Source organism: Cohnella rhizoplanae (genome assembly GCF_948329515.1).
GTDB lineage: Bacteria > Bacillota > Bacilli > Paenibacillales > Paenibacillaceae > Cohnella > Cohnella rhizoplanae.
Genome location: NZ_CAOJCN010000003.1, coordinates 342,585 through 369,336, shown reverse-complemented (window position 1 = coordinate 369,336; position 26,752 = coordinate 342,585). Strand labels below are relative to the sequence as shown.

Annotated in this window: 25 protein-coding genes; 1 reads left to right on the top strand and 24 read right to left on the bottom strand. The window is 61.2% G+C overall.

Annotation, left to right across the window (positions count from 1 at the left end):
* Positions 1-126: 126 nt before the first annotated feature.
* On the top strand, positions 127-2,463 hold the full coding sequence (gene yicI / locus PQG80_RS08385) for an alpha-xylosidase (protein ID WP_271750812.1): 2,337 nt from the start codon (positions 127-129) through the stop codon (positions 2,461-2,463).
* 76 nt (positions 2,464-2,539) lie between these two features.
* Here the strand turns inward: yicI and PQG80_RS08380 are convergent, their stop codons facing one another.
* From PQG80_RS08380 to PQG80_RS08265, 24 genes are all read right to left on the bottom strand, one after another.
* Positions 2,540-3,562: a FecCD family ABC transporter permease gene (locus PQG80_RS08380; protein ID WP_271750811.1), complete on the bottom strand. Its 1,023-nt coding sequence runs from the start codon at positions 3,560-3,562 to the stop codon at positions 2,540-2,542.
* Positions 3,562-4,620: a FecCD family ABC transporter permease gene (locus tag PQG80_RS08375; RefSeq protein WP_271750810.1), complete on the bottom strand. Its 1,059-nt coding sequence runs from the start codon at positions 4,618-4,620 to the stop codon at positions 3,562-3,564. The genes PQG80_RS08380 and PQG80_RS08375 overlap by 1 nt, the downstream gene beginning before the upstream one ends.
* A gap of 33 nt (positions 4,621-4,653) precedes the next feature.
* Positions 4,654-6,375, bottom strand: coding sequence for an ABC transporter ATP-binding protein (locus PQG80_RS08370; RefSeq protein ID WP_271750809.1), 1,722 nt, complete (start codon positions 6,373-6,375; stop codon positions 4,654-4,656).
* A 99-nt stretch (positions 6,376-6,474) separates the two neighbouring features.
* The gene (locus PQG80_RS08365) at positions 6,475-7,290 is read right to left on the bottom strand and encodes a (2Fe-2S)-binding protein (RefSeq protein ID WP_271750808.1); all 816 of its coding nucleotides are present in this window, start codon (positions 7,288-7,290) and stop codon (positions 6,475-6,477) included.
* A gap of 191 nt (positions 7,291-7,481) precedes the next feature.
* A complete protein-coding gene (locus tag PQG80_RS08360; RefSeq protein WP_271750807.1) occupies positions 7,482-8,696 on the bottom strand; it encodes a peptidylprolyl isomerase in 1,215 nt (404 codons plus the stop codon).
* Between the two features lie 77 nt (positions 8,697-8,773).
* Positions 8,774-9,736, bottom strand: a complete 963-nt coding sequence (locus tag PQG80_RS08355; protein WP_432432730.1) for an acetylxylan esterase — start codon at positions 9,734-9,736, stop codon at positions 8,774-8,776.
* A gap of 190 nt (positions 9,737-9,926) precedes the next feature.
* Positions 9,927-10,748, bottom strand: coding sequence for a sporulation transcription factor Spo0A (spo0A, locus tag PQG80_RS08350; RefSeq protein ID WP_271750806.1), 822 nt, complete (start codon positions 10,746-10,748; stop codon positions 9,927-9,929).
* A 215-nt stretch (positions 10,749-10,963) separates the two neighbouring features.
* Positions 10,964-12,292, bottom strand: coding sequence for a SpoIVB peptidase (spoIVB, locus tag PQG80_RS08345; RefSeq protein WP_271750805.1), 1,329 nt, complete (start codon positions 12,290-12,292; stop codon positions 10,964-10,966).
* Positions 12,293-12,413: 121 nt separating this feature from the next.
* Positions 12,414-14,111: a DNA repair protein RecN gene (recN, locus tag PQG80_RS08340; RefSeq protein WP_271750804.1), complete on the bottom strand. Its 1,698-nt coding sequence runs from the start codon at positions 14,109-14,111 to the stop codon at positions 12,414-12,416.
* 39 nt (positions 14,112-14,150) lie between these two features.
* Positions 14,151-14,600: a transcriptional regulator AhrC/ArgR gene (gene ahrC, locus PQG80_RS08335; protein ID WP_271750803.1), complete on the bottom strand. Its 450-nt coding sequence runs from the start codon at positions 14,598-14,600 to the stop codon at positions 14,151-14,153.
* Entirely contained in the window at positions 14,597-15,067 is a 471-nt protein-coding gene (locus PQG80_RS08330; RefSeq protein ID WP_271750802.1) for a hypothetical protein, read from the bottom strand. The genes ahrC and PQG80_RS08330 overlap by 4 nt, the downstream gene beginning before the upstream one ends.
* A gap of 215 nt (positions 15,068-15,282) precedes the next feature.
* Positions 15,283-16,125, bottom strand: coding sequence for a TlyA family RNA methyltransferase (locus tag PQG80_RS08325; RefSeq protein WP_271750801.1), 843 nt, complete (start codon positions 16,123-16,125; stop codon positions 15,283-15,285).
* Positions 16,126-16,129: 4 nt separating this feature from the next.
* Positions 16,130-18,025, bottom strand: a complete 1,896-nt coding sequence (gene dxs, locus PQG80_RS08320) for a 1-deoxy-D-xylulose-5-phosphate synthase (protein ID WP_271750800.1) — start codon at positions 18,023-18,025, stop codon at positions 16,130-16,132.
* A gap of 329 nt (positions 18,026-18,354) precedes the next feature.
* Positions 18,355-19,260 carry a polyprenyl synthetase family protein gene (locus tag PQG80_RS08315; protein ID WP_432432737.1) on the bottom strand — a complete coding sequence of 302 codons (906 nt, stop codon included), beginning with the start codon at positions 19,258-19,260 and terminating at the stop codon, positions 18,355-18,357.
* Between the two features lie 11 nt (positions 19,261-19,271).
* Complete coding sequence (gene xseB / locus PQG80_RS08310) at positions 19,272-19,535, bottom strand: exodeoxyribonuclease VII small subunit (RefSeq protein ID WP_271750799.1); 264 nt, start codon at positions 19,533-19,535, stop codon at positions 19,272-19,274.
* On the bottom strand, positions 19,525-20,895 hold the full coding sequence (gene xseA / locus PQG80_RS08305) for an exodeoxyribonuclease VII large subunit (protein ID WP_271750798.1): 1,371 nt from the start codon (positions 20,893-20,895) through the stop codon (positions 19,525-19,527). Before xseA ends, xseB begins: the two co-directional genes overlap by 11 nt.
* Before the next feature lie 15 nt (positions 20,896-20,910).
* The gene (gene folD / locus PQG80_RS08300) at positions 20,911-21,768 is read right to left on the bottom strand and encodes a bifunctional methylenetetrahydrofolate dehydrogenase/methenyltetrahydrofolate cyclohydrolase FolD (RefSeq protein ID WP_271750797.1); all 858 of its coding nucleotides are present in this window, start codon (positions 21,766-21,768) and stop codon (positions 20,911-20,913) included.
* The gene (nusB, locus tag PQG80_RS08295) at positions 21,765-22,268 is read right to left on the bottom strand and encodes a transcription antitermination factor NusB (protein ID WP_271750796.1); all 504 of its coding nucleotides are present in this window, start codon (positions 22,266-22,268) and stop codon (positions 21,765-21,767) included. The genes folD and nusB overlap by 4 nt, the downstream gene beginning before the upstream one ends.
* 21 nt (positions 22,269-22,289) lie before the next feature.
* Positions 22,290-22,523 carry a DUF2273 domain-containing protein gene (locus PQG80_RS08290; protein ID WP_271750795.1) on the bottom strand — a complete coding sequence of 78 codons (234 nt, stop codon included), beginning with the start codon at positions 22,521-22,523 and terminating at the stop codon, positions 22,290-22,292.
* 15 nt (positions 22,524-22,538) lie between these two features.
* On the bottom strand, positions 22,539-23,102 hold the full coding sequence (gene amaP, locus PQG80_RS08285; RefSeq protein ID WP_271750794.1) for an alkaline shock response membrane anchor protein AmaP: 564 nt from the start codon (positions 23,100-23,102) through the stop codon (positions 22,539-22,541).
* A 155-nt stretch (positions 23,103-23,257) separates the two neighbouring features.
* The gene (locus tag PQG80_RS08280) at positions 23,258-23,665 is read right to left on the bottom strand and encodes an Asp23/Gls24 family envelope stress response protein (RefSeq protein ID WP_271750793.1); all 408 of its coding nucleotides are present in this window, start codon (positions 23,663-23,665) and stop codon (positions 23,258-23,260) included.
* A 150-nt stretch (positions 23,666-23,815) separates the two neighbouring features.
* Positions 23,816-25,183: an acetyl-CoA carboxylase biotin carboxylase subunit gene (gene accC / locus PQG80_RS08275; RefSeq protein ID WP_271750792.1), complete on the bottom strand. Its 1,368-nt coding sequence runs from the start codon at positions 25,181-25,183 to the stop codon at positions 23,816-23,818.
* Positions 25,184-25,240: 57 nt separating this feature from the next.
* A complete protein-coding gene (gene accB / locus PQG80_RS08270; protein WP_271750790.1) occupies positions 25,241-25,720 on the bottom strand; it encodes an acetyl-CoA carboxylase biotin carboxyl carrier protein in 480 nt (159 codons plus the stop codon).
* A gap of 253 nt (positions 25,721-25,973) precedes the next feature.
* Positions 25,974-26,735: a SpoIIIAH-like family protein gene (locus tag PQG80_RS08265; RefSeq protein WP_271750789.1), complete on the bottom strand. Its 762-nt coding sequence runs from the start codon at positions 26,733-26,735 to the stop codon at positions 25,974-25,976.
* Between the last annotated feature and the right edge of the window lie 17 nt (positions 26,736-26,752).

Sequence of the window (26,752 nt, the reverse complement as noted above, 5' to 3'; positions counted from 1 at the left end):
TAAGACCATCCGCCTCATAATCGTGTTATTAATAAGCATAATATTGCAAGAATCGCGATAAATCAATCGGTATTATGTTACTTATAGAGAGCGGTTCCAAAACGCTCGAACAGGAGGCCCGAATCCATGAAATTCAGCAACGGCTATTGGATGACACGCGAAGGTTACGAGGTGCTGACGCCATACGAGGTGCACAGCGTCGATGTCGCTCCGGGCAAGCTCACGGTATACGCGCCGCACCGCCATCTCGACAACCGGGGCAATACGCTCAACGAGGCGCTGACGACGATCGAATTCGATTCGCCGATGCCGGACGTCATTCGCGTCAAGCTGTACCATCACAAGGGGCGCGCGCGCCTGTCGCCGGGATCCTTCCCGCTCATGAACGCGGGCGACGGCAAGCTCGCGCAGGTTCAGGATACGGAGACGCAGGTGACCCTGACCAGCGGCGAGACGAGCGTCACGATCACCAAGAAGCATCCGCTTCGCATTACTTATTACCATAAGGGACGCAAGCTGACCGGCAGCGGGTTCCGCCAGACCGGATTCGTGAAGGGCGGCGACGGCGTCCACTATTTCCGGGAGCAGCTTGACCTCGCGGTCGGCGAAGCCGTGTACGGTCTCGGCGAGCGCTTCTCCGCATTCGCCAAGAACGGGCAGAGCGTGGATATCTGGAACCAGGACGGCGGCACCGCTTCTGAGCAGGCTTATAAAAACGTGCCGTTCTACGTGACCAACCGCGGCTACGGCGTGTTCGTTAATCACCCGGAGCTGGTCTCGTTCGAGGTCGCTTCGGAAAAGGTGTCCAAAACGCAGTTCAGCGTGCAAGGCGAGCAGCTCGAGTACATGATCATCGGCGGCGATACGCTGAAGGACGTGCTGGGCAGCTATACCTCGCTCACCGGCAAACCGGCGCTTCCGCCGTCGTGGACCTTCGGTCTCTGGCTCACGACCTCGTTCACGACGAACTACGACGAGGACACCGTCAACAGCTTCGTGGACGGCATGGCGCAGCGCGACCTGCCTTTATCCGTCTTCCACTTCGACTGCTTTTGGATGAAGGAGTACCAATGGTGCGACTTCGAATGGGACGAGCGCGTCTTCCCGGATCCGAAGGGCATGCTGGAACGGCTCAAGGCGAAGGGTCTCAAGATCTGCGTCTGGATCAACTCGTATATCGCCCAGCGCTCCAAGCTGTTCGACGAAGGCATGGAACGCGGCTACCTGCTGAAGCGTCCGGACGGCAGCGTCTGGCAGACCGATATGTGGCAATACGGCATGGGGATCGTAGACTTCACGAACCCCGACGCGTGCCGCTGGTTCGGGGACAAGCTGCGGGCGCTCGTGGACATGGGCGTCGACAGCTTCAAGACCGACTTCGGCGAGCGCATCCCGACCGACGTCGTCTACTTCGACGGCTCCGACCCGCATCAGATGCACAACTACTACACGCAGCTGTACAACAAGGTCGTATTCGACGTACTCGAGGAGAAAAAGGGCCGGGGCGAGGCGGCGCTGTTCGCCCGATCGGCAACGGCCGGCGGACAGCAGTTCCCGGTGCATTGGGGCGGCGATTGCGAAGCGACGTTCGAATCGATGGCCGAGAGCCTGCGCGGCGGCCTGTCGCTCGGCCTGTCGGGCTTCGGCTTCTGGAGCCACGACATCGGCGGCTTCGAGCAGAGCGCCACGCCTGACTTGTACAAGCGCTGGGTCGCGTTCGGATTGCTATCGAGCCACAGCCGGCTGCACGGCAGCACCTCCTATCGCGTACCGTGGCTGTTCGACGAAGAGGCGGTCGACGTACTCCGCCGCTTCACCAAGCTCAAGGCGAGCCTGATGCCCTATCTGTTCGCCCAAGCCGCCGTGTCCAGCCGCGCGGGCCTGCCGATGATGCGGGCGATGCTGCTGGAGTTCGGCGAAGATCCGGCCTGCGATTATCTGGACCGGCAGTACATGCTCGGCGACTCTCTCCTCGTGTCTCCGATCTTCAATAGCGAAGGCGAATCGGCCTACTATCTGCCGAAGGGCAGATGGACGCACTTCCTGACGGGCGAAGTCGTCGAGGGCGGCTCCTGGCATCGCGAGACCTACGACTATATGAGTCTGCCGCTGTACGCGCGCGAAGGCTCCCTCATCGCGGTCGGAGCGGTAGACGACCGTCCGGACTACGACTATGCGCAAGGCGTGACGCTGCAGCTGTTCGAGCTGGGCGACGGCGCGTCGGCATCCGCAGATATCGTCGGCGAGGACGGCGCGGTCCGGCTCACCGTCACGGCCGCACGCAGCGGCAGCGCCGTCACGGTGACGGCCGCGGGCGAAGCCGCAGGCAGCGCGGACTGGTCCGTGCAGCTGCGCGGCATCGAGGCCGTGCGCGCGGTGACCGGCGGCAGCGCTGCCGGCGACGCGCTCGGCGTGAAGGTGAGCCCTTCCGCCGGCGAGCGCCGCATCGTGATCGAGCTCTAAGCGCAGCGAACTAAAATAAAGGACCCGAACGCGAGGCTTCATCGCTCGCATTCGGGTCCTTTCATTTGGGATAAGTCTACCTGGCGCGTGCCAGCAGGTAGATGAAGTAAGGCGCGCCGATGATCGCCACGATGATGCCGGTCGGCGTATCGGAAATGCGGCTGATCGTATCTGCCGCGATCAGGAGCATGCTGCCGGACAAGGCCGAAGCGGTCAGTAGAATCTCATGCCGGGAGCCGACGAGGCGCCTGGCCAGATGTGGTCCGATCAGGCCGATGAAGCTGATCGCGCCACCTACCGCGACGCAGCTTCCGGCGAGCGCGACCGCCGCCAGCAGGAGCAGCAGCCGCTCGCGCTGCAGGCGCGCGCCGAGTCCGACGGACAGATGATCGCCCAGGCTGAGGACGTTAAGCGTCCTGGCCTTCGACATGACATAGGGAATCAGGATCGCGAGCCAGGGCAGCAGCGTGAGTACGAACTTCCAGTTCGCGCCCCATAGGCTGCCGGCCAGCCAGGTCGCCGCGAATTGGTACTGCTCCGGGTTCAGACGCTGCGACAGCACGATGGTGATCGCGCTGATCCCCGCCTGCACCGCGATGCCAACGAGCACGAGCCGCATGACGGACACGCCGTCCGATCTTTTATAGGCCAGGAAGTACACCAGCGCGCCGGCTGCCGCGGCGCCGAAAAACGCGAGGAAAGGCAGCGTGTAAGGCGGTGAAGCGCTGATGGACGGGCGCAGCGAGACGAACAGAATGACCATCAGACCGGCGCCGGAATTCACCCCGATCAAGCCTGGATCGGCAAGCGGATTGCGCGTGATGCCCTGCAGGATGCAGCCGGCCAGCGCGAAGCCGGCGCCGACGAGCACCGAGATGACGATGCGCGGCAGCCGGAACTCGAACAGGATGAGCGACTGCTTGTCCGTGCCGAAGCCGAGCAGCGTCTTGGCGACGTCGAGCGGACTGAGCCGGATGAAGCCCGTATTCATGCTGATGACGAAGACGGCCACGACGACGAGCGCCATCGCGACGACGGTGGACCACGCCTTGGCCCTTCTTCGCGTATCCGAGGCGGCATAGACGGACTTGGCGGCCATCAGAGCGACCTCCCTTCGCGACGGGCGAGATACAGCAGGAACGGCACGCCCAATATCGCGATCAGCGCGCCGACCGGCGTCTCTAGCCCCGGCCTTACCATACGGGCGCCGAGGTCCGCGAGCACGAATAGCAGCGCGCCCAATATCGCGGAGCAGGGAACGATCCAGCGGTAGCTGACGCCGACGAGATAGCGGGTAATGTGCGGAATCATAAGACCGATGAAGCTGACGAAACCGACGACGGACACGGATGCGCCGGCGAGGACCAGCACGACGGTCGCCCCGATCAGCTTGATCAGACCTACGCGTACGCCGATGCCCGCCGCCGTCTCTTCGCCGAGGCTGAGCAGCGTGATGTACCGCGACAGCAGCAGCGCGACGACGAGGCCGCCGCCGATCCATGGCAGGATCACGTCGACCTGTTCCCAGCGCACGCCCGCCGCGCCGCCGAACAGCCAGAAGTCCAGGCTCTGGCCAATGCGGTACTTGAGCGCGATGCCTTCGCTGAGCGCCAGCAGCAGCGCGGATATGGCGGACCCGGCCAGCGCCAGCCGGACGGGCGTGAGACCGCCGCGCGACAGGCTGCCGATGCCGTAAATCAGCGCGGTCGCTCCCGCCGCGCCCGCGAACGACAGCCAGATCAGCTGGCTGAACGCGAGATGCGGGATAAAGGCGAAGCTGATCGCCAGCATGAAGCCGGCGCCGGCGTTGATGCCTAGCAAGCCGGGATCGGCCAGCGGGTTGCGCGTCATCCCTTGCATGACGGAGCCCGCTACCGCGAATGCCGCGCCCGTCAACGCGCAGGCGAGCGTCCGCGGCATGCGGAGCGCGCGGATGATCTGATGGTCGGTCAGATCCTTGTCGAAGCGTAGAAAGGACTCCCAGACGACGGACAGGCCAATGTCCTTGGCGCCCACCGAGATGGACAGGCCCATGCAAAAAGCGAGCAGCGCCGCGCCGCCGATCAAGATGACGGACGCGGCCAGAGGACGGGAACGCTGCTGCCGGACGGGTTCATCCGACCCCTCCGCCGCCTCCATATTCGGATGCAATGCCATATACGTTTTACCTGCCTCGACTTTATGAAATAATTAGCGCGCGGCGCTGAATTGCGCTTGATGCAGCCTGCTGTACAGACCGCCGGTTCGCACGAGCTCCTCGTGTCGGCCTTGCTCCGCGATGCCGTCCTCCGTGACCACGACGATGCGGTCCGCATCCTTGATCGTGGCGAGCCGGTGCGCGATGACGAGCGTCGTACGGCCTTCCGACAGCTCGGCCAGCGATTGCTGGATCGCGGCTTCGGTCTCGGTATCGAGCGCGGAGGTCGCCTCGTCCAAGATAAGGATCGGAGGATTCTTGAGGAACATGCGGGCGATGGCAAGCCGCTGCTTCTGCCCGCCGGACAGCTTGACGCCCCGCTCTCCGATGATCGTATCGAGTCCCTGCGGCTGCGCTCGGATGAAGTCCTCGAGCCTCGCCCTGCGGGCGGCCGTCCAGATCTCCTCCTCCGACGCGCCGAGCTTGCCGTAAGCGATATTCTCGCGCACCGTGCCGGAGAATAGAAACACGTCCTGCTGCACGACGCCGATCTGCCGCCGCAGCGAAGCGAGCTTCATCCGCCGGATATCGATGCCGTCGATCGTGATCGAGCCGCCCGATACCTCGTAGAAGCGCGGCAGCAAGCTGCACAGCGTCGTTTTGCCCGCGCCGGACGGCCCGACGAACGCGATGGTCTCGCCTGCCCGGATGGACAGGTCGATGCCGCGCAGCGCCTGGGAGTGCGCTTCGTATCCGAACGATACGTTCTGGTAGCGGATCTCTCCGGCGAGCTTGCCGACCTCGATCGCGTCTTCGACGTCCGCCACGTCGGGCTCGGTATCCATGAGTTCGATGTAACGCTTGAATCCGGCGATTCCTTTGGGATACAGCTCGATGACCGCGTTGATTTTCTCGATGGGCCGGAACAGCACGTTCGTCAGCAAAATAAAGGCGAGGAATTCGCCGTACTGCAGCTCGCTGCGAATCACGTACCAGGCGCCGGCCACCATGACGACCAACGATACGAGCCGCATCAGCATGTAACTCGCGGTCGAGCTGCGCGCCAGAATCTTGTACCCGAGCAGCTTCGCCTTGCGGAACAGCTGATTGTTGACGCGGAACAAAGACATTTCGTGCTCTTCGTTGCCGAACGCCTGCACGACGCGGATACCTCCGATGTTGTCCTCGACCCTGGCGTTATAATCCCCCATGCTGCCGAACATCTTGTTCATGGCGCCGGTCATCTTGCCGTTGAAATAAATGGAGAGCACGATCAGCACGGGCACGGTGGCGAACGTGATGATCGCCATCCCCGGATGAATGTACATCATCAGTCCGAACGCGCCGGCGAGCGTCATGACGGCGATGAACACGTCCTCGGGTCCGTGATGGGCGACTTCGCCGATGTCCATCAGATCGGTGGACATGCGGGACATGAGATGGCCGGTCTTGGTATTGTCGTAAAACTTGAACGATAGCTTCTGCAGGTGCGCGAACAAGTTGCGCCTCATGTCGGTCTCGATGTTGATGCCGAGCATATGCCCCCAATAGGTCACGACGAACTGCATGAACGCATTCAGCACGTAGACGGCGAGCAGACCGCCGCACGCCCACAGGATCGGCTCCCAATCCTTACTCGGCAGCAGTTTGTCGACGACCTGGTTCAGCGCGAGCGGGAAGCCGAGCTCCAGCAGCGCCGCGAGGATCGCGCAGCAAAAATCCAGATAAAACAGCCCTCTGTAAGGCCTATAATAGGACATAAATCGGCGAATCAACTGTTTGTACCTCCTATGCGGCGGCAGGGCTCGATCGTTGGCCTCGCCGCTCCTATGCGGTCTTTAGCCGACGCTGGTGCCAGGCTTAGCGTTGCTTGCTTAGGTCCGGACCGCCTGCTGCGACAGGTATGCGGCGCGTCTCTCCGCCCTGTCTTCCTCTTTGAGCTTGGGGCATGTATAACAATAAGCGCCGCCGTCGGTGCGGTGGTACAGACAGCAGGCGCTCTTCATGACGGCTGTGCCATGCGGATCCGTGAGCGACGGAACCGACTTGATCTTGAGGTCGAACGGGTGCCTGGCCCTGCCGAATACGGTTGCCGGCAGCTGACGAACGAACCGCTCGTAATCTTCCTCGATCCGCTCGCGCATTCGGCTTCCTTCCGGCAATCCGTCCTTCCTTACCCGCATATAATATTGGTATTTGGAGGGCAGCTGCCCCCATAAGCTCCCTACCGGAGCGCCGGAGACGGACGCCGCGGATTCGACGATGGGCCGCATGACGTCCCCATACAGCCGGGTATATGCTTGCATCAGCCAGGCGTCGCGCGATGCGGGCGAGGCCGGTCCTTCTTCGCTGCGCCAGGACTTAAGCCGGTAGACGATCGCCGGATAGCCGCCTTCATGCATGCGGATCTCTACGACCAGATTGTCAAGATCCAGATCGATCGTGCGGTTGGCCTCGGACAGCGCGGTATGCAGGCTCATGCCGAGCATGGTCAGACTTCCGCAGAAGTAAGACGCGGGTACCTGCGCGTCGAGCGCCTTAATCAAAGGCCCGTAGGCGGCCAGCAGACGCTTCATTCCGCTGTTGTCTGCCAGCTCGCGGCCGGGTATCGTAAACAGCGCGCCCGCAGCGCGCTCCGAGACGACTCCGAATTGGGTATGGCATGCTTCCTTCAGCTGCCGCTCGTTCATGTTGGCTATCTCCTCCGTCCGCTCCTCATCGCTCCGCGGCGCTTCCGTCCGCAGTTCCCGGGTTACGTCTATTCAATGATAATGAATCTCATTACTGTTTTCAATCGTTTTTATCATATTGCGTTATTCGGACGTAAAAACCGCCGCCTAATCCCTAAGGAATAGACGGCGGTTCGATCGAGGGGACCGCTTTATTCAGATGCGCTGGCCGACGCGGACGGCGACGCCGCGGCCGATGCCGAAGGGGAGGCGCCGGGAGAAGCCGAAGACGAAGCGGCCGGATCTTCCTTCTTCAGCAGAAGGTTTTCGTAGCCTGCATCCTTCTTCGCCGTTTCGATCCATTCGGACGCGCCTTCGTTGACTTTCTCGTCGAGGTAGGCCGATTTTACTTTGTCCTTGGCGCTGTCGTAGGTGGACTGCACCGCGTCCTTGCGGTCGGTCAGGAGAATGATGTGGAAGCCGTTCGGCGATTCGACGACGCCGCTCATCTCGTTCTTCTTAAGCTTAAAGGCAGCCGTCTCGAACTGCTCGTTCATCATGCCTTTGCCGAAGAAGCCAAGATCGCCGCCGTTGGCCTGGGAGCCGGTGTCGGTCGATTTTTCCTTCGCGACCGCAGCGAAATCGGCGCCGCCCTTCAGATCCTTGAGAACGGCCTCGGCCTCTTCCTTCGTCGCGAGCAGAATATGCGAGGCGCGTACCTGTTCCGGCGTATCGAAGTTAGCTTTGTTCTTATCGTAGTATGCCTTCAGATCCTCTTCCTTGGGCGCCAGCTTCTTGTCGAAAATCGCGCGAAGCTCCACTTGCGGCAGAATCTGATTTTTCTTGTAAGCCTCGAGCGTCGAGCCGCTGGAGGAGAGCGCGTTCTCGAAGTCGGCATCCGTCGCGAAGTTGTACTGCGCCTTGATCTTGGTCACTTCCTGATTGACCGCTTCTTCGGCCGCGGATTCGGAAAGTCCTGCCTTTTCCGCCTCGCTCCCGATCAACTTCAGCGTCATGTAGTTGTCGAGCATCGAGCCGGCTTGGTCTTTGCCGACTTGATCGTACATCACCGAGTAAAATTCGGACTTCGTGATATCCTTGCCGTTCAGCGTACCTACGGCCCCCTTGAGGTTTCCGTCCCCGTCGTTCTGGCGAATCAGCACGACTGCCAGCGCGATCACGGCGATGGCCGCGACGATCCAGGGCACGATCACCGATGCCTTGGGACCGCTGGCGGCCGGCGGCGTCGCCAAGACCCGGGATGGTTCACTCTCGTCGTCAGCCTCAGGCACGATATCGTCGTTCAGCGAACGGTTCGCATACGTTCCGTCGGCCGACTCCGCCTCTACGCGGTCTACCGCGTTATCATCAACGGAATCCCCCTCTTTTCTTGCAGGGAAGTTCGGGTCCTTTTCCAAATCGCTCATTCTTATTATTCCTCCTTGATGGTTGACGGATCATTCATTCACTATATCAAATTATGGACAAGTTACCTTAAGCCCAGTTAAAAATTAAGGCGCGAACGCATAAATTCGAGCGATTTGCGGTTCTGGTCGCTGCCGACCGCGTGACCCTGGAACGGATAAACCTCGATCCGCTTGTCCGATTCGATGCGGTTGTAAGCCGCGAATATCGTCTCGGGCATCGTGACCATGTCCTTCAAGCCCACCGAGACGAGCAGCGGGATCCGAATCCTGTGGGCCAGATTCATCATGTCGAAGTAACTGAGCGTGCGCAGCACCTCGTCGAGCCTGTCCGGAAAGCGATTAAGGAATTCGGCCGCTTCGGCCAGCGAGCTGGTCGAGTTCAAAATGCCGAAATCCATATGGCACATGTTCGGAATGTGCGCGACGGCGATCGCAGGCACATCGGAGAGCGCGGCGGCGAGCAGCGCGAGCCCGCCTCCCTGGCTGCCGCCCATCGCGCAGACGCGGGACGCGTCGACCTCCGGTTGATCCGCCGCCCATTCAAGCGCTTTCAACGCATCCACGGCGATCGCCTTATAATAGAACTGCTCCCTGTCCAGAATGCCTTGCGTCAGCCATCCGCGCGTCATCCCGTGCCGCTGCTCGAGCAAGTTGCCCGTGTCGCCGCCCTGTCCGCGGACGTCTATGGCAAATGCCGCCATTCCCATCATCGCATATTGCGCATAGTCCTCAGGATAACCTTTGCTGCCCGTATAACCATGATAAAGCACGACGCACGGCAGCTTGGCGTCCTCAGGCATGTCCTTGGGCAAAATAAACCAGCCATGAATGCGGGTACGGTCGTAGCCTTCATACTCGACTCTGTACGCCTCCATCGCGGCGAGAGGCGTCCGCGCTTCGATGCGCGTCCCGTTCAAGGGCTTGTCCTTGGCATCTTCCAGCGTGCGAGTCCAGAACGCATCCAGGTCCGGCTGCGCCGTCAGCGCGGGACGATACTGAGCCAGGTCCGCGATGCGTCTTTGAATGGCATTGTTCATCATCGTTCTCCCCCTTTTCTCTTGCGCGCGTGCGTTTCGTTCACTTTTTTGACACAACAGGCCTATCTTACCATCGTATTCCAGCAGTGTCGATAACAAAAAACGCCGCCTTCTTGATCGGCAGCGAGCACCGATGTCGAAGCGGCGTTTTTGTGAAGCGGCCTACCGTGAGTTGCGCTATTTCGCCCCGTTCCTAGCTGACTTTGTGCTCGATGCGCAGCTTGTCCGCTACCATCGCGATGAATTCGCTGTTCGTCGGCTTCGACTTGGCGATGTTGATCGTGTAGCCGAACAGATGGCTGATGCTGTCGATGTTGCCGCGCGTCCAGGCGACCTCGATCGCGTGGCGGATGGCGCGTTCTACGCGGCTTGGCGTCGTCTTGAACTTCTCCGCGATAGCCGGATAGAGCGTTTTCGTAATCGCGCCCAGAATCTCGATATTGTTGTACACCATCGTGATCGCTTCGCGCAGGTACTGGTAACCTTTAATGTGCGCCGGAACGCCGATCTCGTGAATGATGCTGGTGATATTCGCGTCCAGGTTTTTCGGCTTGCCGATCGGCACGATATTCGACCGCATGCCGCTGAAGTTGGACGAAGCGGACGAGGATATGGACACCGGACTCTGGGACGGCGTGCCCGCCAGCTGCCGAATCCGGTTCGCGAGCACGTCCATGTCGAACGGCTTCAGGATATAATAGGAGGCGCCGAGCTGTACCGCGCGTTGGGTGATGTTCTCTTGGCCGAACGCGGTGAGCATAATGATCTTGGGCATCGGGGATAAATTCAAGTCCCGCAATTTCTCCAGTACGCCCAGGCCGTCCAGATGCGGCATGATAATATCCAAAATCATCACATCCGGAATATTCCGGGTTTCTTCCAGTTGGCGGATGACCTCTTCTCCGTTGTACGCCACGCCGATGACGGTCATGTCCTCCTGCTCTTCGATGTACTCGGACAGCAGGTTCGTGAATTCTCGGTTATCGTCTGCAAGAAATACTTCAATCCGCGGCAATGTTGTATCCTCCCTCACAAGCTTAAGATAAGATTAGAAACGCTCACCGTTTCCCTGTTTATCCGAATTCGACAAAGCGTTTGCAATTCCTTCTTGTCGTAAAGTTTTTCTTTATTTTTTTATGTGTTTGACATATAATAAAGAATTTACGTCATTTGACGATTAATTTCGGTGTTTTTCGACAAATCGATGTCGCAAATAAAAAGCCCAAGGCATTAAACCGCCTTGGACCTCGCTTGCACCGGCTTCAGCATGATTCCGGCATCCTGCAGCATCCACTCGATGTAACAACCGTAACCGGAAGTCGGATCGTTGACGAAAACATGAGTCACTGCGCCGACGAGCTTGCCGTTTTGCAATATCGGACTCCCGCTCATGCCCTGCACGATTCCGCCCGTGCGCTTAATCAGGTCGGGGTCGGTGACACGGATGACCATCCCTTTGGTTGCCGGTGAGGATTGCCGCGACACGTGCACGATCTCGATCTTGAAGCGCTCGACCTTTTGTCCGCCCACGACCGTCCAGATCTCCGCCGGGCCTTCCTTTACTTCCTCTGCAAAGGCGACCGGCACCGGCTCCGGATGGTACGCGTGGCCGGGCAGTTCGCTCATCTGACCGAAGATGCCGAACGCCGTATTGCGTTCTACGTTACCCAGCATCTTGCTCCCAGGCACGAATTCGGCGCGCTTCTCGCCGGGGTCGCCGTTTTCGCTCTTGGAGATGGAGGTCACATTCGATTGAAGGATCTGTCCGCTGCCCACGGTAATCGGGGTCTGCGTATCCATGTCCGTGATGACATGGCCAAGCGCGCCGTATACGCCTTGATTAGGCGCGTAAAACGTCAGCGTGCCGACGCCGGCCGCGGAATCCCGAATATAGAGGCCGATGCGCCAGGCTTTGTCCTCTTTGTCGTATACCGGCGCCAGCACCGTTCTGAACTGCGTCTTTCCTCGCTGCACGACGAGCTTGAGCGGCTCGCCGGAGGTTCCCGCCTGCTTGGCGAGCGGCGCTACTCGCTTCACGTCGTTCACCGGTTCGCCGTTGATCGAGACGATGAGATCGCCTAGCTTCAGCTTGGCCTGCTCTCCGGGCGATACGCGCGATTCAGAGCCGTTCTGAATCAGATGATGGCCGACCACCATGATCCCCGCCGATTTGACCTTGACGCCGATCGTCTGACCGCCGGGAATGACCTTCAGGTCCGGTACGACCTGGAGTCTGACGGTCTTGAAGGGAATGCGGCCGAACAGCCGAAGCTTGAGTTCCGTCTGGCCGCTTCGCTTGGAATGAATGGACACCGGTTGATTAAGATTGATCCGTACGTTCGAGCTGGTCGAGCCATTGACTTCGGCTACCTTCGAGTCGAGCGAACCCTGCGCATGCACGGGCATAGCGAAGTGAAGGTGCTTGTCTTGTCCCTCGAACAACCGAAGCTGATTCGGGAATGCGGCATAATGGCGCATAGGTGCGGAACAGACGGCAAAGCCTAGAATGAGCGCTAGGAATAGACCAAGGACGCGACGCCAAGAGGACTTCCCGTTCAAGTTCTCACCACTCCCCTACAGACTACACCGGCCGAACTGCCATCCCGCCCGGCGACGTAACTATAAGGTAACCGCGGCCCCCTTCTTTTATGTTGCCGAAAACCTTCCTTGAATCACGAAATTACGCGTCCTGCCGCGCTTTTTGGGCTTCGGCCAGCGTTAACATTTCTTGCGCGTGATGGCGCGTGCGATCGGTCACTTCCACGCCGCCCAGCATTCTGGCGAGTTCTTCGACGCGTTCCTCCGCATTCAGCATCTTAACGCCGGTGGACGTCCGGCCGTCGTCCGTGACGCGTTTGCGGATCTCGTATTGATCGTCGGCCATGCAAGCCACCTGCGGCAAGTGCGTGATGCAGAACACTTGGCAATGCGCGGCGAGCCGGGACAGCTTGTCGGCGACGGACTGTGCGGCGCGGCCGCTGACGCCGGTATCGACCTCGTCGAAAACGAGTACGGGAATCTGGTCGATCCGGGCGAAGATGGCCTTAAGCGCCAGCATCACGCGCGACATCTCGCCGCCGGATGCGATACGAGCGAGCGGCTTGGGCGGTTCCCCCGGATTGGTGGACAGCATAAACTCGGCGGTATCCATGCCGGTGGGACTTAAAGCGTCCGTGCCGATCAGACGCACCTCGAAAACCGCCCGTTCCATCTGCAGACCCTTCAGCTCCTGTTCGATCTCGGCAGCGAGGAGCGCCGCCGTGTTCCGGCGGATCGCGCCGAGACGGCCGGCGACCGCTCGCAGCTCCGCCTCCAGCCGAACTTCCCGCTCGTTCAATTCCTTAAGCAGCTCGTCCCGGTTCTCGAGACGCTGGGTATCTTCCTGGATTCGGGCATAATACTGGAGGATATCCTCGACGCTCTCGCCGTACTTGCGCCTGAGTCCGAACAGCAGGTCCATCCGCGATTCGATCTCGGACAGCCGCTCCGGGTTGAATTCGATGCCCTCTTTGTAGTCGCGCAGCTGGTAAGCCACGTCCTCGGCCGCATAATAAGCCGACTGCAGCTGCTCTACGAGCGGCCCGAGCGTAGCCGGATCGACCTTGACGATGTCTTCCAGCTTGGCGATCGCCTTGGACAATACGCTGAGGCCCTTGTTGCCGTACAAGAGATCATAAGCCTCGGTGGCCGATTCGGCCAGCTTCTCCGCATGGGCGAGTTTGCGGCGCTCTTCGGCGAGCGACTCGTCCTCCCCGGGCTTCAACTGAGCCTCGGCAATCTCCTCGAGCTGGTAGCGGTACAGGTCGAGCATCTGCATCTGCTGCCGCGTCAGCTCGTCCAGCTCCCTGCGCTCGCGGCTTACGGTGGCAAACTCGCGATAAAGGTTCTGATACTCGGCCTTGAGCGGAGCGATCGCATCGCCTGCGAACGAATCCAGCCATTCCAGGTGCCGTTCGGTTCTCAGCAGCGACTGAGGCTCATGCTGTCCGTGTATATTAACCAGGCATTCGCCGATCTCGCGGAGCATCGTGAGCGTCACGTGCTGTCCGTTGACGCGGGCAGACGACTTGCCATGGGCCTGCAGCTCCCGGCGGACGAGCAGCGCTTCGTGCGAATCCGCATGAACGCCGTGCCGTTCCAGCACTTCCCATACGGGGTGGACCGGGTCGAGGTCAAAGACCGCTTCGATCTCGGCCTTGTCGCAGCCGTGCCGGATCATCTCGGCGGAGCCGCGGTTCCCCGCGATCAGACCGAGCGCGTCGATGATAATCGACTTGCCCGCGCCCGTCTCGCCCGTCAATACTTCGAAGCCTCGCCGAAACGATACCCGAATATGTTCGATTACCGCCAAGTGGCGTATGGACAGCTCTTGCAGCATATGGCGCTCATCCTTCCCGGCAGGGCCCATGGCCCGCGCTTAACGAATAATGTCCAAAATGCGGGAAACGATCTCTTGCCCCTGCGCTTTGGTGCGGCAGATCAGCAGCGTCGTGTCGTCTCCGCCGATCGTGCCGACGATCTCCGGCCAGTCCATCCCGTCGAGCAGGGCGGCGATCGTACCCGCCGTGCCCGGCAGACACTTGACCACCACCAGATTCTCCGCAGCCTCCGCGTGAATAAAGTGGTCCAGCATCGCCCGCTTCAGCTTCATGGACGGATTGAATCGCTGGTCCTGCGGCATCGCGTATTTGTATCTGCCGTCGCCCAGCGGGACCTTGATAAGCTGCAGCTCCTTGATATCCCTCGACACCGTCGCTTGCGTCACGTTGAAGCTTTGGTAGCGGAGGGCTTCCACGAGCTCTTCCTGCGTTTCGATCTCGCTAGCGCCGATCAGCTCGCGAATTTTTCTTTGCCGCTGGCCCTTCATTCTTTGCCCCCCTCTATTCTGAATCGAACCGTCTTGAGCGTACGGTCCCGCATATCCGCCATCACGACGCCGTCGCATTCGGGATACAATAGCGCGTACACCAGCAATCGCTCCCGAAGCCCGCTGGCCGTCCAATCGGTCGGCTGTCTCGGCCGTTCCAGCTTGACCAGATAATATCGCTCTTCCTTGGACGCGACATAGTCGAAATAAAGCCGGGTCGCCTGGAAGGGGCCGTCGTCGACCGATACGCCGAGCGGGATCCGGTGTTTGCCGGACAATACTTCGTAGCCTTGCTCTCGCAAGAGCGCGGCTGCCTCGTCGTCGGCATCGGGAATCCCGTCTCTGGCCAGCCTCCGCAGACGGGAGCTGGGCGGCTCGTGCAACCAATGCCTGAACCTGCGCCACAGCCACCATAAGATGGCCGCGACTGCGGCCGCAAATATAAGCCCGTCTCCGAAACGATCCATTTCCCCCGCCTCCCCGCATCCTGATTGATTCGCGGCGCGGGGCGCGGTTTCCTCTATCGAAACATGCAAAAAAACCGGTGCGGAAGGCACGCGCGCGCCTCCCGGCCGGCCGTGCTTCGGCGGATGCGGGTATCGTAACGGGTCGTCGGTTGTGCCTGCGCGGGTCGCGTCCGCACTTTATAGAATCTGCGGGAGCTGCGGGCGATTCGGGCGCGTTAACTGAACTTGCCCGCGGCCTCCTCGACCACGCGCCGCAAGAGCGCTTCGTCGCCTTCGACGATAGTACGGACCTCGGTGCCGGCCTGCGTTTCGTCGGACACGCCCCAGTAAGCGAGAAACTCGATATTGCCTTCTCCCCCCGTGATCGGGGAATACGTCAGCCCCCGAAGCGAGAAGCCTTGTTCGGCAGCGGCGGACAACACCTCTCGCAGCACGTTCAGATGGACGGCGGAATCCCGCACGACCCCCGACTTGCCGACCTGCTCGCGGCCCGCTTCGAACTGCGGCTTGATCAGCGCGACGGTACCGGCGCCCGGTGCCAGCAGCGGCCGGAGCGCCGGCAGGATCAGCTTGAGCGAGATAAAGGATACGTCGATCGAAGCGAAAACGGGGGTTGGCCCCGTCAATTGATCGGGCGTCATGTGCCTGAAATTGCATCGCTCCATCACGCGGACCCGCGGCTCCTGCCGCAGACGCCAGTCCAGCTGATTGTATCCGACGTCGATCGCGTATACGAATGAAGCGCCGTGCTGGAGCGCGCAATCCGTGAATCCGCCCGTAGACGCCCCGATATCCAGCATCGCCGCGCCCTGCAGGTCGATGCCGAATTCGCGGATCGCTTTTTCCAGCTTAAGGCCGCCGCGGCTCACATACGGATGGACGGCTCCCTTGACCGTGAGAGCGGCATCGCGCGGAATCTTGGTACCTGCCTTGTCGACCTGCTCGGTGCCCACCAGGACGAGCCCCGCCATGATAGCCGCCTTCGCTTTTTCCCGGCTTTCGAAGAAGCCTTGCTCGACGAGCAGCACGTCGAGACGTTCCTTAATTATGGTCGTCATCGTCTCAGTTCGCCGTCTGCCGCTGACGCTTCAGCAGCGCGAACGAGCGCAGCTGCTGAGCCGCGTCCTCGGCGGTCAGACCGACCTCGGCGCGCTGCTCCTTGATCGTCGCATGCTCGATGAATCGGTCCGGGATGCCCGAGAGACGGATGTTCGGCCGCATATCGTGCAGCGCGTAATGCTCCAGAATCGCGCTGCCGAGTCCGCCGCTCACCGCCGTCTCTTCAAGCACCAGCATCGGAATGCGCTCTTTGGCAAGCTGCGCGAGCATTGCGCCGTCCAGAGGCTTTACGAATCGCGCATTGACGACGCGCACGCTCAGTCCTTCGCGCTTAAGCAGCTCCGCGGCTTCCTCGGCGACATGGACCATCGGACCGATCGCCAGGATCGCCGCGTAATCGCCTTCCCGTACAACCTCCCAAGATCCGATCGGGATGGGCGCGGGCTCGGCATCGAGCGCCACGCCTCTGCCCTGCTCGCGCGGATAGCGGATCGCGATCGGGCCGTCGTCGTAGGCGACCGCCGTCGCCATCATGCGGCGCAGCTCGTTCTCGTCCTTGGGCATCATCAGCACAAGGTTCGGAATATGACGCAAATAAGCGATATCGTACACCCCGTGATGCGTCTCGCCGTCGCCGCCCACGAAGCCGGCGCGGTCGATGGCGAAGATCACGTTCGCGTTGTGGCGGCAAATATCGTGCACGACCTGGTCGTACGCGCGCTGCAGGAACGTAGAGTACACCGCGTACACCGGCTTCATGCCTTCCATCGCGAGGGCGGCGGACATCGTGGCGGCGTGCTGCTCCGCGATGCCGACGTCGAACATGCGTCCCGGGAATCGTTGCGCGAAGCCCAGCAGGCCGGATCCGCCCGGCATCGCCGGCGTGATCGCGACGATACGTTCGTCCTTCTCCGCCAGCTCGATCAGCGCGTTGCCGAACACCTCGGTGTACATCGGCGGACCGACCGGCTTCAGCACCTGGCCGGACTCGATCTTGTAGGAACCGGTGATGCCGTGCCACTTGTGGGAATCGGCCTCCGCTGGAGAGTAGCCTTTGCCCTTAACGGTAAGGATGTGCACGAGGACAGGTCCCTCGCAGTTGTCGGCTTGACGGAAAGCCTCGATCAGCTTCTCGGTATCGTGGCCATCGACAGGCCCGAGGTACTTAAGCCCGAACTCCTCGAACAGCATGCCCGGAACGACCAGGTACTTCAGGCTGTCCTTCAGCCGTTCGGCCGTACGCGCGAGCTTGCCGCCTATGGCCGGCACTTTGCGCAGCAGCCACTCGAATTCGTCCTTGGCCTTGCGGTAAGTCTTGTCGCTGCGCACTTTGCCCAGGTAATTGTGGAGCGCGCCCACGTTGGGGGCGATCGACATCTCGTTATCGTTCAGGACGACGGTAAGCTTGCGCTTCTCGTGGCCGATGTGGTTGAGCGCCTCGAGCGCCATGCCTCCGGTGAGCGCGCCGTCGCCGATGACGGCGATGACCTTGTTGGAGCGTTCCTGCAGGTCCCGGGCGAGCGCCATGCCGATCGCGCCGGACAGCGAGGTGCTGCTGTGGCCGGCCTCCCAGACGTCGTGCTCGCTCTCCGCGCGCTTGACGAATCCGCACAGGCCGTCCTTCTGCCTGAGGGTGTCGAACCGGTTCATGCGTCCGGTTAGGACTTTGTGCACATAAGCCTGATGGCCAACGTCGAATATGAATTTGTCGGTCGGACTGTCGTACAGGTAATGCATCGCGAGAGTGAGCTCGACGACGCCCAGGTTAGGCGCCAGATGCCCGCCTGTAACGGACAGCTTCTCGATTAGGAATTGTCTGATCTCTTGGGCCAACTGAGGAAGCTCGGACATGGATAGCCGCTTCAGGTCGGTTGGACTATGGATGCTGTCGAGCAGCAATAGGAATTCCCCGCTTTCCGGAACGGTGCTATGTTGAAAGTAGTCAACGCTTCACGATTCGTCGATTTTCGTCTAAACGTATTATAGCATAATGGCCGCCTAAAAACTCCTCCGTGCCGCCCAATCCCTCCCATTTGCTTACGAATCGGCAAGCCGTTTGGTCTCATCGCGCAGGCAAACACTGATCACTTATGTATTAAAGGCGAACGCTGAGCGCACAGCAAACGGAATTCCTTACCCCATATCGACCCGATCAAAACAGCGAAAATAAAAAATTCCGCAAGCGCCTCTCGCTGCGATGGCGAGGACGATTGCGGATTTACGCTGTCTTATTTATCACGCGAGGTCAGGTAACGCGCGATCTGCTCCAACCGGCTGCAATCTGCGAGATCCGCCGACCGGATCGCTCCGATCGCTTCCTCGGTCAAGTCGGCTACGCGCCTGCGGCTCGCCTCGAGACCGATCAGGTAAGGATAGGTCACCTTGCCCTGCCTCTCGTCGCTGCCGACGGGCTTGCCGAGTATGTCCTGATCGCCGGTAATATCCAGGATGTCGTCCTGGATCTGAAAAGCCAGGCCGACGTTCGTGCCGTACCGGCCGAGCGCGTCGAGCTGCCTGTCCGAGGCGCCGCCCGCATGCCCGCCGGCACGCAGGGAAAACGCGATCAAATCGCTCGTCTTGTGCAGGTGGATATGCTCGAGCTGCCCGATCGACGTGATGCCCTGCTCACCCTCCATGTCGTCCGCTTGCCCGCCGACCATACCCGGCAAGCCCGCCAGCCGTGCCAGATCGCCGACGACCGCGAGCGTACGCTCCGCGGACACGCCGAGCGAAGGCGCTTGGGACGCGACGTAAAATGCGTGCGTCAGCAGGCCGTCGCCCGCTAATATGGCCGTCGCTTCGCCGTAAACCTTGTGATTGGTCGGAATGCCGCGCCTGTAATCGTCGTCGTCCATCGCCGGCAGATCGTCATGGATGAGCGAGTACGTATGCACCATCTCGACGGCTACGGCGAACGGCATCGCCGACCGGGCGTCTTCCTCTTCGCCGCGAACGGCCTCCGCCGCGGTCAACACGAAGATCGGACGAAGCCGCTTGCCGCCGGCAGCCAGCGAATACATCGCGGACTCCCTTAGCCTCGCGTTCACGTTCCAGTCCGCGGGGATCGCGTTCATGAGCGCTTGCTCCACCAGCGTCCTCCGGGAATCGAGATAGACAGATAAGTCTTCCGTCAGCACGTCTAAGTTTACTCCCCTTTGCCGCCTGACTCGTTCTGCTGCGGCGCGAACGGCTTGCGCTGCAAGCCCTCGCCGTCCTCCATCAGCATCTCGATCCGGCGCTCCACCTGCTCCAGCTTCTGCCCGCACAGCCTGGACAGCGCCATGCCTTCCTGGTACAGCTCGATCGCGGCCTCCAGCGGCACGTCGCCGCTCTCCAGCTTGGATACGATGCCCTCGAGACGTTCCATCGCCTGCTCGAAGGACAGCGCCGTTTCACTTTCATTCGTCATCCGTATTCGCCTCCCCATGCACTGCCGCCACGCGGCAATCCAACTTACCGTCGGCCAGCCTCACGACGATATGGTCGCCGGCCTGTGCCTCGCTTGCGGAGCGCAGCAGCTTTTTCTCGTCTTCGTCGTATGCCAGGCTGTACCCCCGCGCCATGACCTTGAGCGGGCTCAGCGCGTCTAGCTGCCGGATCGCCGAGCCGAAGGCGCCTCGCCCGTCCCGCAAGATGCCCCGCATCGCCGCGGTCAACGACTTTTCGGCGGCTTCCTTGCGCTTTCTCGCGTACACCGCTTGCTCGGTCGGACTCGCCCCGGCCAGCCTGCCGCTCAATCTGGACAGCCGTTCGCGGCTGCGGTCGGCGAGCGCCGAAGTGCGGTAGCCCAGCCTGTCCCGCAGCCTGTCCAGTCGCTCGGCCGAAGCGAGCAGCGAACGCCGCGGCTGCGTAAAATAAGGCGATCTCGCCGCATGGCGGTAACGCTCCCGCGCGCGGCCGAGCTGGCTTCCGAGCGAGCGGGCCATCCGCTGCTCGAGATGTCCGAGCCGCTCCTGGAGCTCTGCGACATGCGGAACCGCCAGCTCGGCCGCAGCCGTAGGCGTGGCCGCTCGCAGGTCGGCCGCGAAGTCGGCGATCGTGAAGTCCGTCTCGTGGCCGACGGCCGAGATGACGGGAATCAAGGACGCGCGGATCGCGCGCGCGACCGCTTCTTCGTTGAACGCCCATAGTTCCTCGAGCGAACCGCCGCCTCGGCCCACGATCAGCACGTCCGTCTCGGCCAGGCGATTCATCGCCTGGATCGCCTTCACGATCGAAGGTGCGGCCCCCGTCCCCTGGACCGATACCGGATACAGCACGATGGATACCGCGGGATGCCTGCGCTGCAGCGTGATGATGATATCCCGCACGGCCGCTCCCGTCGGTGACGTGATGATGCCGATGGACTTCGGATATTTAGGAATGGGCCGCTTGACCGACTCGTCGAACAAGCCTTCCCCGTGCAGCTTCTTTTTGAGCTGCTCGTAGGCCAGGAACAGGCTGCCGATGCCGTCGGGCTGCATGGCCGTCACGTAGAACTGATATTGCCCGTCGCGCTCGTAGACGGACACGCCGCCCCGCGCGATCACCTTCATGCCGTCCTTGGGACGGAACGGGAGGCGTTGATTATGGGAAGCGAACATGATGCTCTTGAGGCGTCCGCTCTCGTCCTTCAAGGTAAAGTACATATGACCGCTGGAATGATGGGTAAAATTCGAAATCTCCCCCCGCAGCCAAATATCCTGAAGCTTGGGGTCGCCTTCTAGCTTCATCTTTATATAACGGTTGACGTCCCTGATCGTGAGGACGCGGGCCGGCTGATCGATCATCGCCTCGCCCCCGTCCTAGTGGATGCCGTGCGCGCGCTTGGCGGACTTCAGCGTGTTCAGCATCAGCATCGTGATCGTCATCGGGCCGACGCCGCCCGGCACCGGCGTGATCCAACCGGCCACCGGCGCTACGTCTTCATAGTCGACGTCCCCGCACAGCTTGCCGTCCGGCAGCCGGTTGACGCCGACGTCGATGACGACGGCGCCCGGCTTCACCCAGTCGGCCTTGACGAGCTTCGGCACGCCGACGGCCGCGACGACGATGTCCGCGCCGCGGACGACCGAGGGCAGATCCGGCGTGCGCGAGTGGCAGATCGTTACGGTCGCATGCTCCCGCAGAAGCAGGATGGACACCGGCTTGCCGACGATATTGCTGCGGCCGATGACGACGGCGTGCTTGCCTGCCGGATCGTTGTCCGTGCGCTTCAGCAGCTCGATGACGCCGGAAGGCGTGCAGGGCTGTAGAGCGTCGTCCCCGATGAGCAGGTTGCCCACGCTGACCGGATGGAAGCCGTCCACGTCCTTTTCCACGGAAATGGCGTCGATGACGGCCTTCTCCGCGATATGCCCCGGCAGCGGCAGCTGCACGAGAATGCCGTTGATGTCCGCCTGGGCGTTCAGCCTGGCGATCAGCGACAGCAGCTCATCCTGCGTCGTCTCGGCGGACAGGCGATGAACCTCGGAGTAAAATCCGAGCTCCTCGCACGCCTTCGCCTTGTTGCGGACGTACACTTGCGAAGCCGGATCTTCTCCGACCAGCACGACGGCGAGGCCGGGCTTAACGCCCTTCGCCGCGAGCGACTCCGCGTCACGCTTGATCTCTTCGCGAATCTCGCTCGCGATCCGCTTGCCGTCGATGATTTGCGCGCTCATTCGTCTTTCTCTCCTTCCGATGCGGATGCCGGTCCGGCCTCGGATTCCGCGCCGTCGCCGATTTTCGTAGTGCCGCTCTCGCGAATAAGCCGCCCCAGCACGCCGTTGACGAATTTGCCGGATTCGTCCGTGCCGAAGTGCTTGGCCAGCTCGATCGCCTCGTTCACCGCGACCTTGGCAGGCACGTCCTTGCGGTGGTTCATCTCGTATGCGGCCAGGCGCAGAATCTGCCTGTCCACTCTGGAGAGACGATCCACCTGCCAGCCGGTCAAATAACCCGCCAGCTGCGCGTCCAGCGCATCCTGATTCGCCTTCACGCCCAGCACGAGCTCCCGCGTGAAGCCGTCGACCGCCGCCAGTTCAGCGACTTCCGTTTCCATCTCGTTGTCGCCCTTTGCTTCCTCCATGACGGCGTCGACCGCTTCCTGTGCCGACACGCCGTTCATTTCCATCTGGTACAGACTCTGTACCGCAATCTCTCTCGCCAATCTGCGCTTCATGAATCCTCCGCGAATTAAGTCTTAACTACGTCCTCCGGGCCAACGCTCGGAGAGCCATTCCGTCATTCTTCCCCAATGAAAAAGCGGACCCCGCCGCTCGTCGCGATGCTTGCCCACGGCAAAGCCGATGCCGACGAGCAGCGCGAAAAACAGCATGTCCCAGAATCCGACGATTAGATAAATAAGGCCGAAAAGCAAGCCGGCGGCCACGCCCAGCGTCCGGCCCCCGTAATTGTCCCACCATAGTCTCCACATGGATGGCGATGCCTCCTATTCCACGCGGCTTTTGAACGTCGTCGGCGCCTGCGTCACGTTCGCGATATACACGGTCACGTCGGATACGGGAATGCCCGTCGTCTCTTCGATCTGTTGGGACACCGTGCGCTGCATATCCTCGGACAACGTCGGGATCGAGCCCTCGCCGTCCACGAAGGCACGGATCGTGATATGCAGACCCGCCTCGGCAACGCGCACGCGGGCGCGCAGATCCTTTACGCCCTTCGAACGGGACGCGGCCTTGAGCGCCAAGTTCTCGACGGTCTCGATGGAAATCTGGATATCTCCGTGCTCGGTCCGCTGATTGATCGTCGGAGCGGCGCTGTTCAGACGTCCGACCGACAGCACGAGAAACCGGAGGCTGATGAGGATGATGACGGCCGCCACCGCGATGACCGCGATCTGCAGCGGCCGGTAATCGCCGGTCGCCTGGTCGACGACTTCGGTCAGCCATTCCATCGAAAAAGCGCCGAGCGCGACCGCGACGGCAAAGGCAGAGGCGACGACGATCGCCAGGGCATAAATGAAAAGCAGCAGCCTGTCCCATACTTTGAACACGTAACCGACTCCTCCTGTCGTGACCGATCTGAACGTCAAGCGGCCTGGATGGCCGAAAAAGCGCCCGATGGACCCTCCCTCGTAAGGTCAGGCCATCAAGGCGCCGTCACCCGCAATTCCAAGAGAGACGACTGCCATGTCCGGCAGCGCCGGCGTCATCTCACGCGCAGTTGCGCATCTTCTTCTTCGATCTTGTCCGCCGGCTTGAACAACACGTCGTGGACATGAACGTTGACTTCGACGACGTTAAGGCCCGTCATCACCTCGATCGAACGCTTCACGCCTTGTTGAACCTCGGAAGCGATCTCCGTGATCCTCCTGCCGTACTCGACGATGATCGACACGTCGATCGCCGCTTCTTTTTGACCCACTTCAACCTTGACGCCCTTGGACAGGTTCTTGCGCCCCAGCAGTTCTGCGATGCCCGATGAGATGCCGCCGCTCATGCCCGCGACTCCCTCTACTTCGACCGTTGCCAACCCCGCGATAATCTCAATGACTTCCGGAGCGATCTGAATGGTCCCCATGTCGGTTCTCTCGTAGTCAGCCACCAATGCTTCCATTCGCTGGTACACCTCCTCACGTCATGTCGTCGGTCAGGCCTTCAATATTAATACTATAGCAAAGGCCAAGAATTATGACAAACCTCCGGAAGGCCGACTAAGGGTCGCGCCGAATGCCGTCTCCGGCGCGGCCGACCCTCCGCCGGCATCCTATGCTTCTTCGCCGTACGGCGCGTTTACGTCATGCTCCTCGAGGAACTTGATATCGAACGTGCCTTTGTTGAACAAGGGATGATTCAGCAGCTTCAGGTGGAACGGAATCGTCGTCTTGACGCCCTCGATCATGAACTCGCCGAGCGCGCGTCTCGCCCGCGCGATCGCTTCCTCGCGGGTCGGCCCCCATACGATCAGCTTCGCGATCATCGAATCGTAATGAGGGGAGATCATGTAACCCGGATAGGCTCCGCTGTCCACGCGCACGCCGGGACCTCCCGGCGGCAGGTAGAAGCCGATGCGGCCCGGAGAAGGCATGAAGTTGCGGTCCGGGTCCTCTGCGTTGATCCTGCACTCGATGCTCCAGCCGTCGAAGCGGACTTCTTCTTGGGTGAAGCTGAGCGGGCGGCCCTCCGCAATAGAGATCATTTCCTTGATCAGGTCAATGCCCGTAATGAGCTCGGTAACGGGATGCTCCACCTGGATCCGGGTATTCATCTCCATGAAGTAGAAGTTCCCGTCCGGACCGAGCAGAAACTCGATCGTCCCCGCGCCGGAATAGTCCACGGCGCGCGCGGCGCGCACGGCGGCCTGGCCCATGCGCTCGCGCAGCTCCGGCGTCATAACCGGGCAAGGCGCTTCCTCGACGAGCTTCTGGCGGCGGCGCTGCACGGAGCAGTCGCGTTCGCCGAGATGGCAGACGTTGCCGTGCTTGTCGGCGATGATCTGAATCTCGACGTGCTTCATGCCCGTCAAGTACTTTTCGAGATAGACGCCGGAGTTGCCGAATGCCTTTTGCGCTTCCTGCTGCGCGGTCGAGATCTCGCGGACGAGCATCTCTTCGTCGTCGGCGAGGCGAATGCCCCGGCCGCCGCCGCCCGCCGTCGCCTTAATGATGACGGGGTAGCCGATCTCCCGTGCGACGCGAATGGCCTCGTCGAGATCCTCGACAAGCCCGTCGGACCCCGGAATGACAGGCACGTCCGCGTCCTTCATCGTCTGCTTGGCCACGGATTTGTCGCCCATGCGGCTGATCGCTTCGGCCGAAGGGCCGATGAATACAATATTGCACGTCTCGCATATTTCGGCGAAATCGGCGTTTTCGGAAAGGAACCCGTAGCCGGGATGGATGGCGTCGCACTCGGTAAGCGTAGCGACGCTCATGATATTGGTTAGATTCAGATAGCTGTCCTTGGAAGCGATCGGCCCGATGCAATAGGCCTCGTCCGCGAGCTTCAGATGGAGAGACTCGCGATCGCCTTCGGAATATACGGCCACCGTAGAGATGCCAAGCTCGCGGCAGGCGCGAATGATGCGCACGGCGATCTCGCCCCGGTTGGCCACCAGAATCTTATGGATGTTCAAGTTACAAGTCCCCCTTCGTAGTTCCGGCGGCCGGAGGGCCGCCGGAAAAAGCGCGCTTTATTCCGGTTTGACGAGGAACAGCGGCTGCCCGAACTCGACGAGTTGGCCGTTCTGCGCCAGTACTTCGACGATCTCGCCCTTCACTTCGGCTTCGAGAGGGTTCATCAGCTTCATCGCTTCGAGGATGCACACGACCGTCTTGTCATGAACCTTGTCGCCTTCGTTCACGAACGACGGCGCGTCCGGAGAAGGCGCGCGGTAGAACGTGCCCACCATCGGGGAAAGGATCTGATGCAGGCCGGTCATGTCGCGGCCCGCGGGCTGCTGCGTCTCCGCAGGCGGCTGAGCGGCAGCGGTCGTCTGTGCCGGAGCCGGTGCGTATGTATGGGACACGGGAGCGGTCTGAACGTTCACGACCTCCGTGCGCCCCGGTTTGCGGATGGAGATTCTAGCGCCTTCGTTCTCGATTTCGAGCTCATGCACGGTCGTTTGATCCACGAGTTTGATCAATTCTTTGATTTCGCTAAGTTTGAACATATTCGCCCTACACTCCTTGGCTGTCGCATTTGCCGTATGAAATCCAAGCGGCTTGGCCGCCCTCGTCCAAAGGGCAATTCAGCAAGCCGCCGTTCATACGTGGGGCCGTCTGACGGACCCGATCGCATGTACGTATGAATAGCAAAGCCTGTACGTACCCATAACGGACTCATTATAACATAATCGAAAGAAATGGAAAGAGCCGGCCCGCCGGCCGGCTCTCTGCCGGCAGGACCGGCTCGCTATCGTCGCGTTACTGAATGAACTGCACCGAGAGGGCGTCCGGCGTCACGCTCAGCTCCTTGGTCGCGAGCTTGACGATCTTGACGGCCTGCTTGGAATCGAGCGCGTCGGCCTGCACGATGATCTCGAACTTGTCGCCCTCCTGCTTGACGACGGCGTTCTCGTAGTCGGCCACCAGCTTGTCTTGGAGGCTCGCGATGCGCTCTTCGGTCGCGGTGATCCGGCTTTGCTCCTCTACCGCCGACGCGGCTTCCTCCTGCGACTTGGAGCTGTCCCCGATTACCTTGTTCAGGTCTTCCCATGCCTTGGACGCCGCTTGCTCGCGCTCCAGCTGGATCTGGTCGAACTGTTCGCGGGCGGTCAGGTTGCTCATGCCCTTCAGCACTTCCTGATCCTCGGGCGACACCGCGCCGTCCCCGGTCTTGCCCGCATCCGGCGAAGCCGCCGCCTCCTTGTCGGTGCCGTCGGACGCGTCCGGCGATGCCGAGGTCTGCTTATCCGTGCCTGCGGACGCCTCGGGCGAAGCCGCGGCCTCCTGACTCGGCGCGGCGGCCCCGTCGTCGGTCAACCCGCCGGCGCCGTCAACCGAAGTAATCTCGATGCCGTCGTCCTCGGCCTTGCCGGTCACGCCCGTCGCGTCGGTGCCCACCTGCTGCTCCTGCGCCGTGCGGTCGGGCTGGGTGACGTCCTCCGTGAAAAGGTAGTACGCGGAGAGGATGACCATGAGCGAGAGCATCGAGACGAGCCAAATCGTTTGCCGTTTGTTGTTCATTTGATTATGACCTCCTG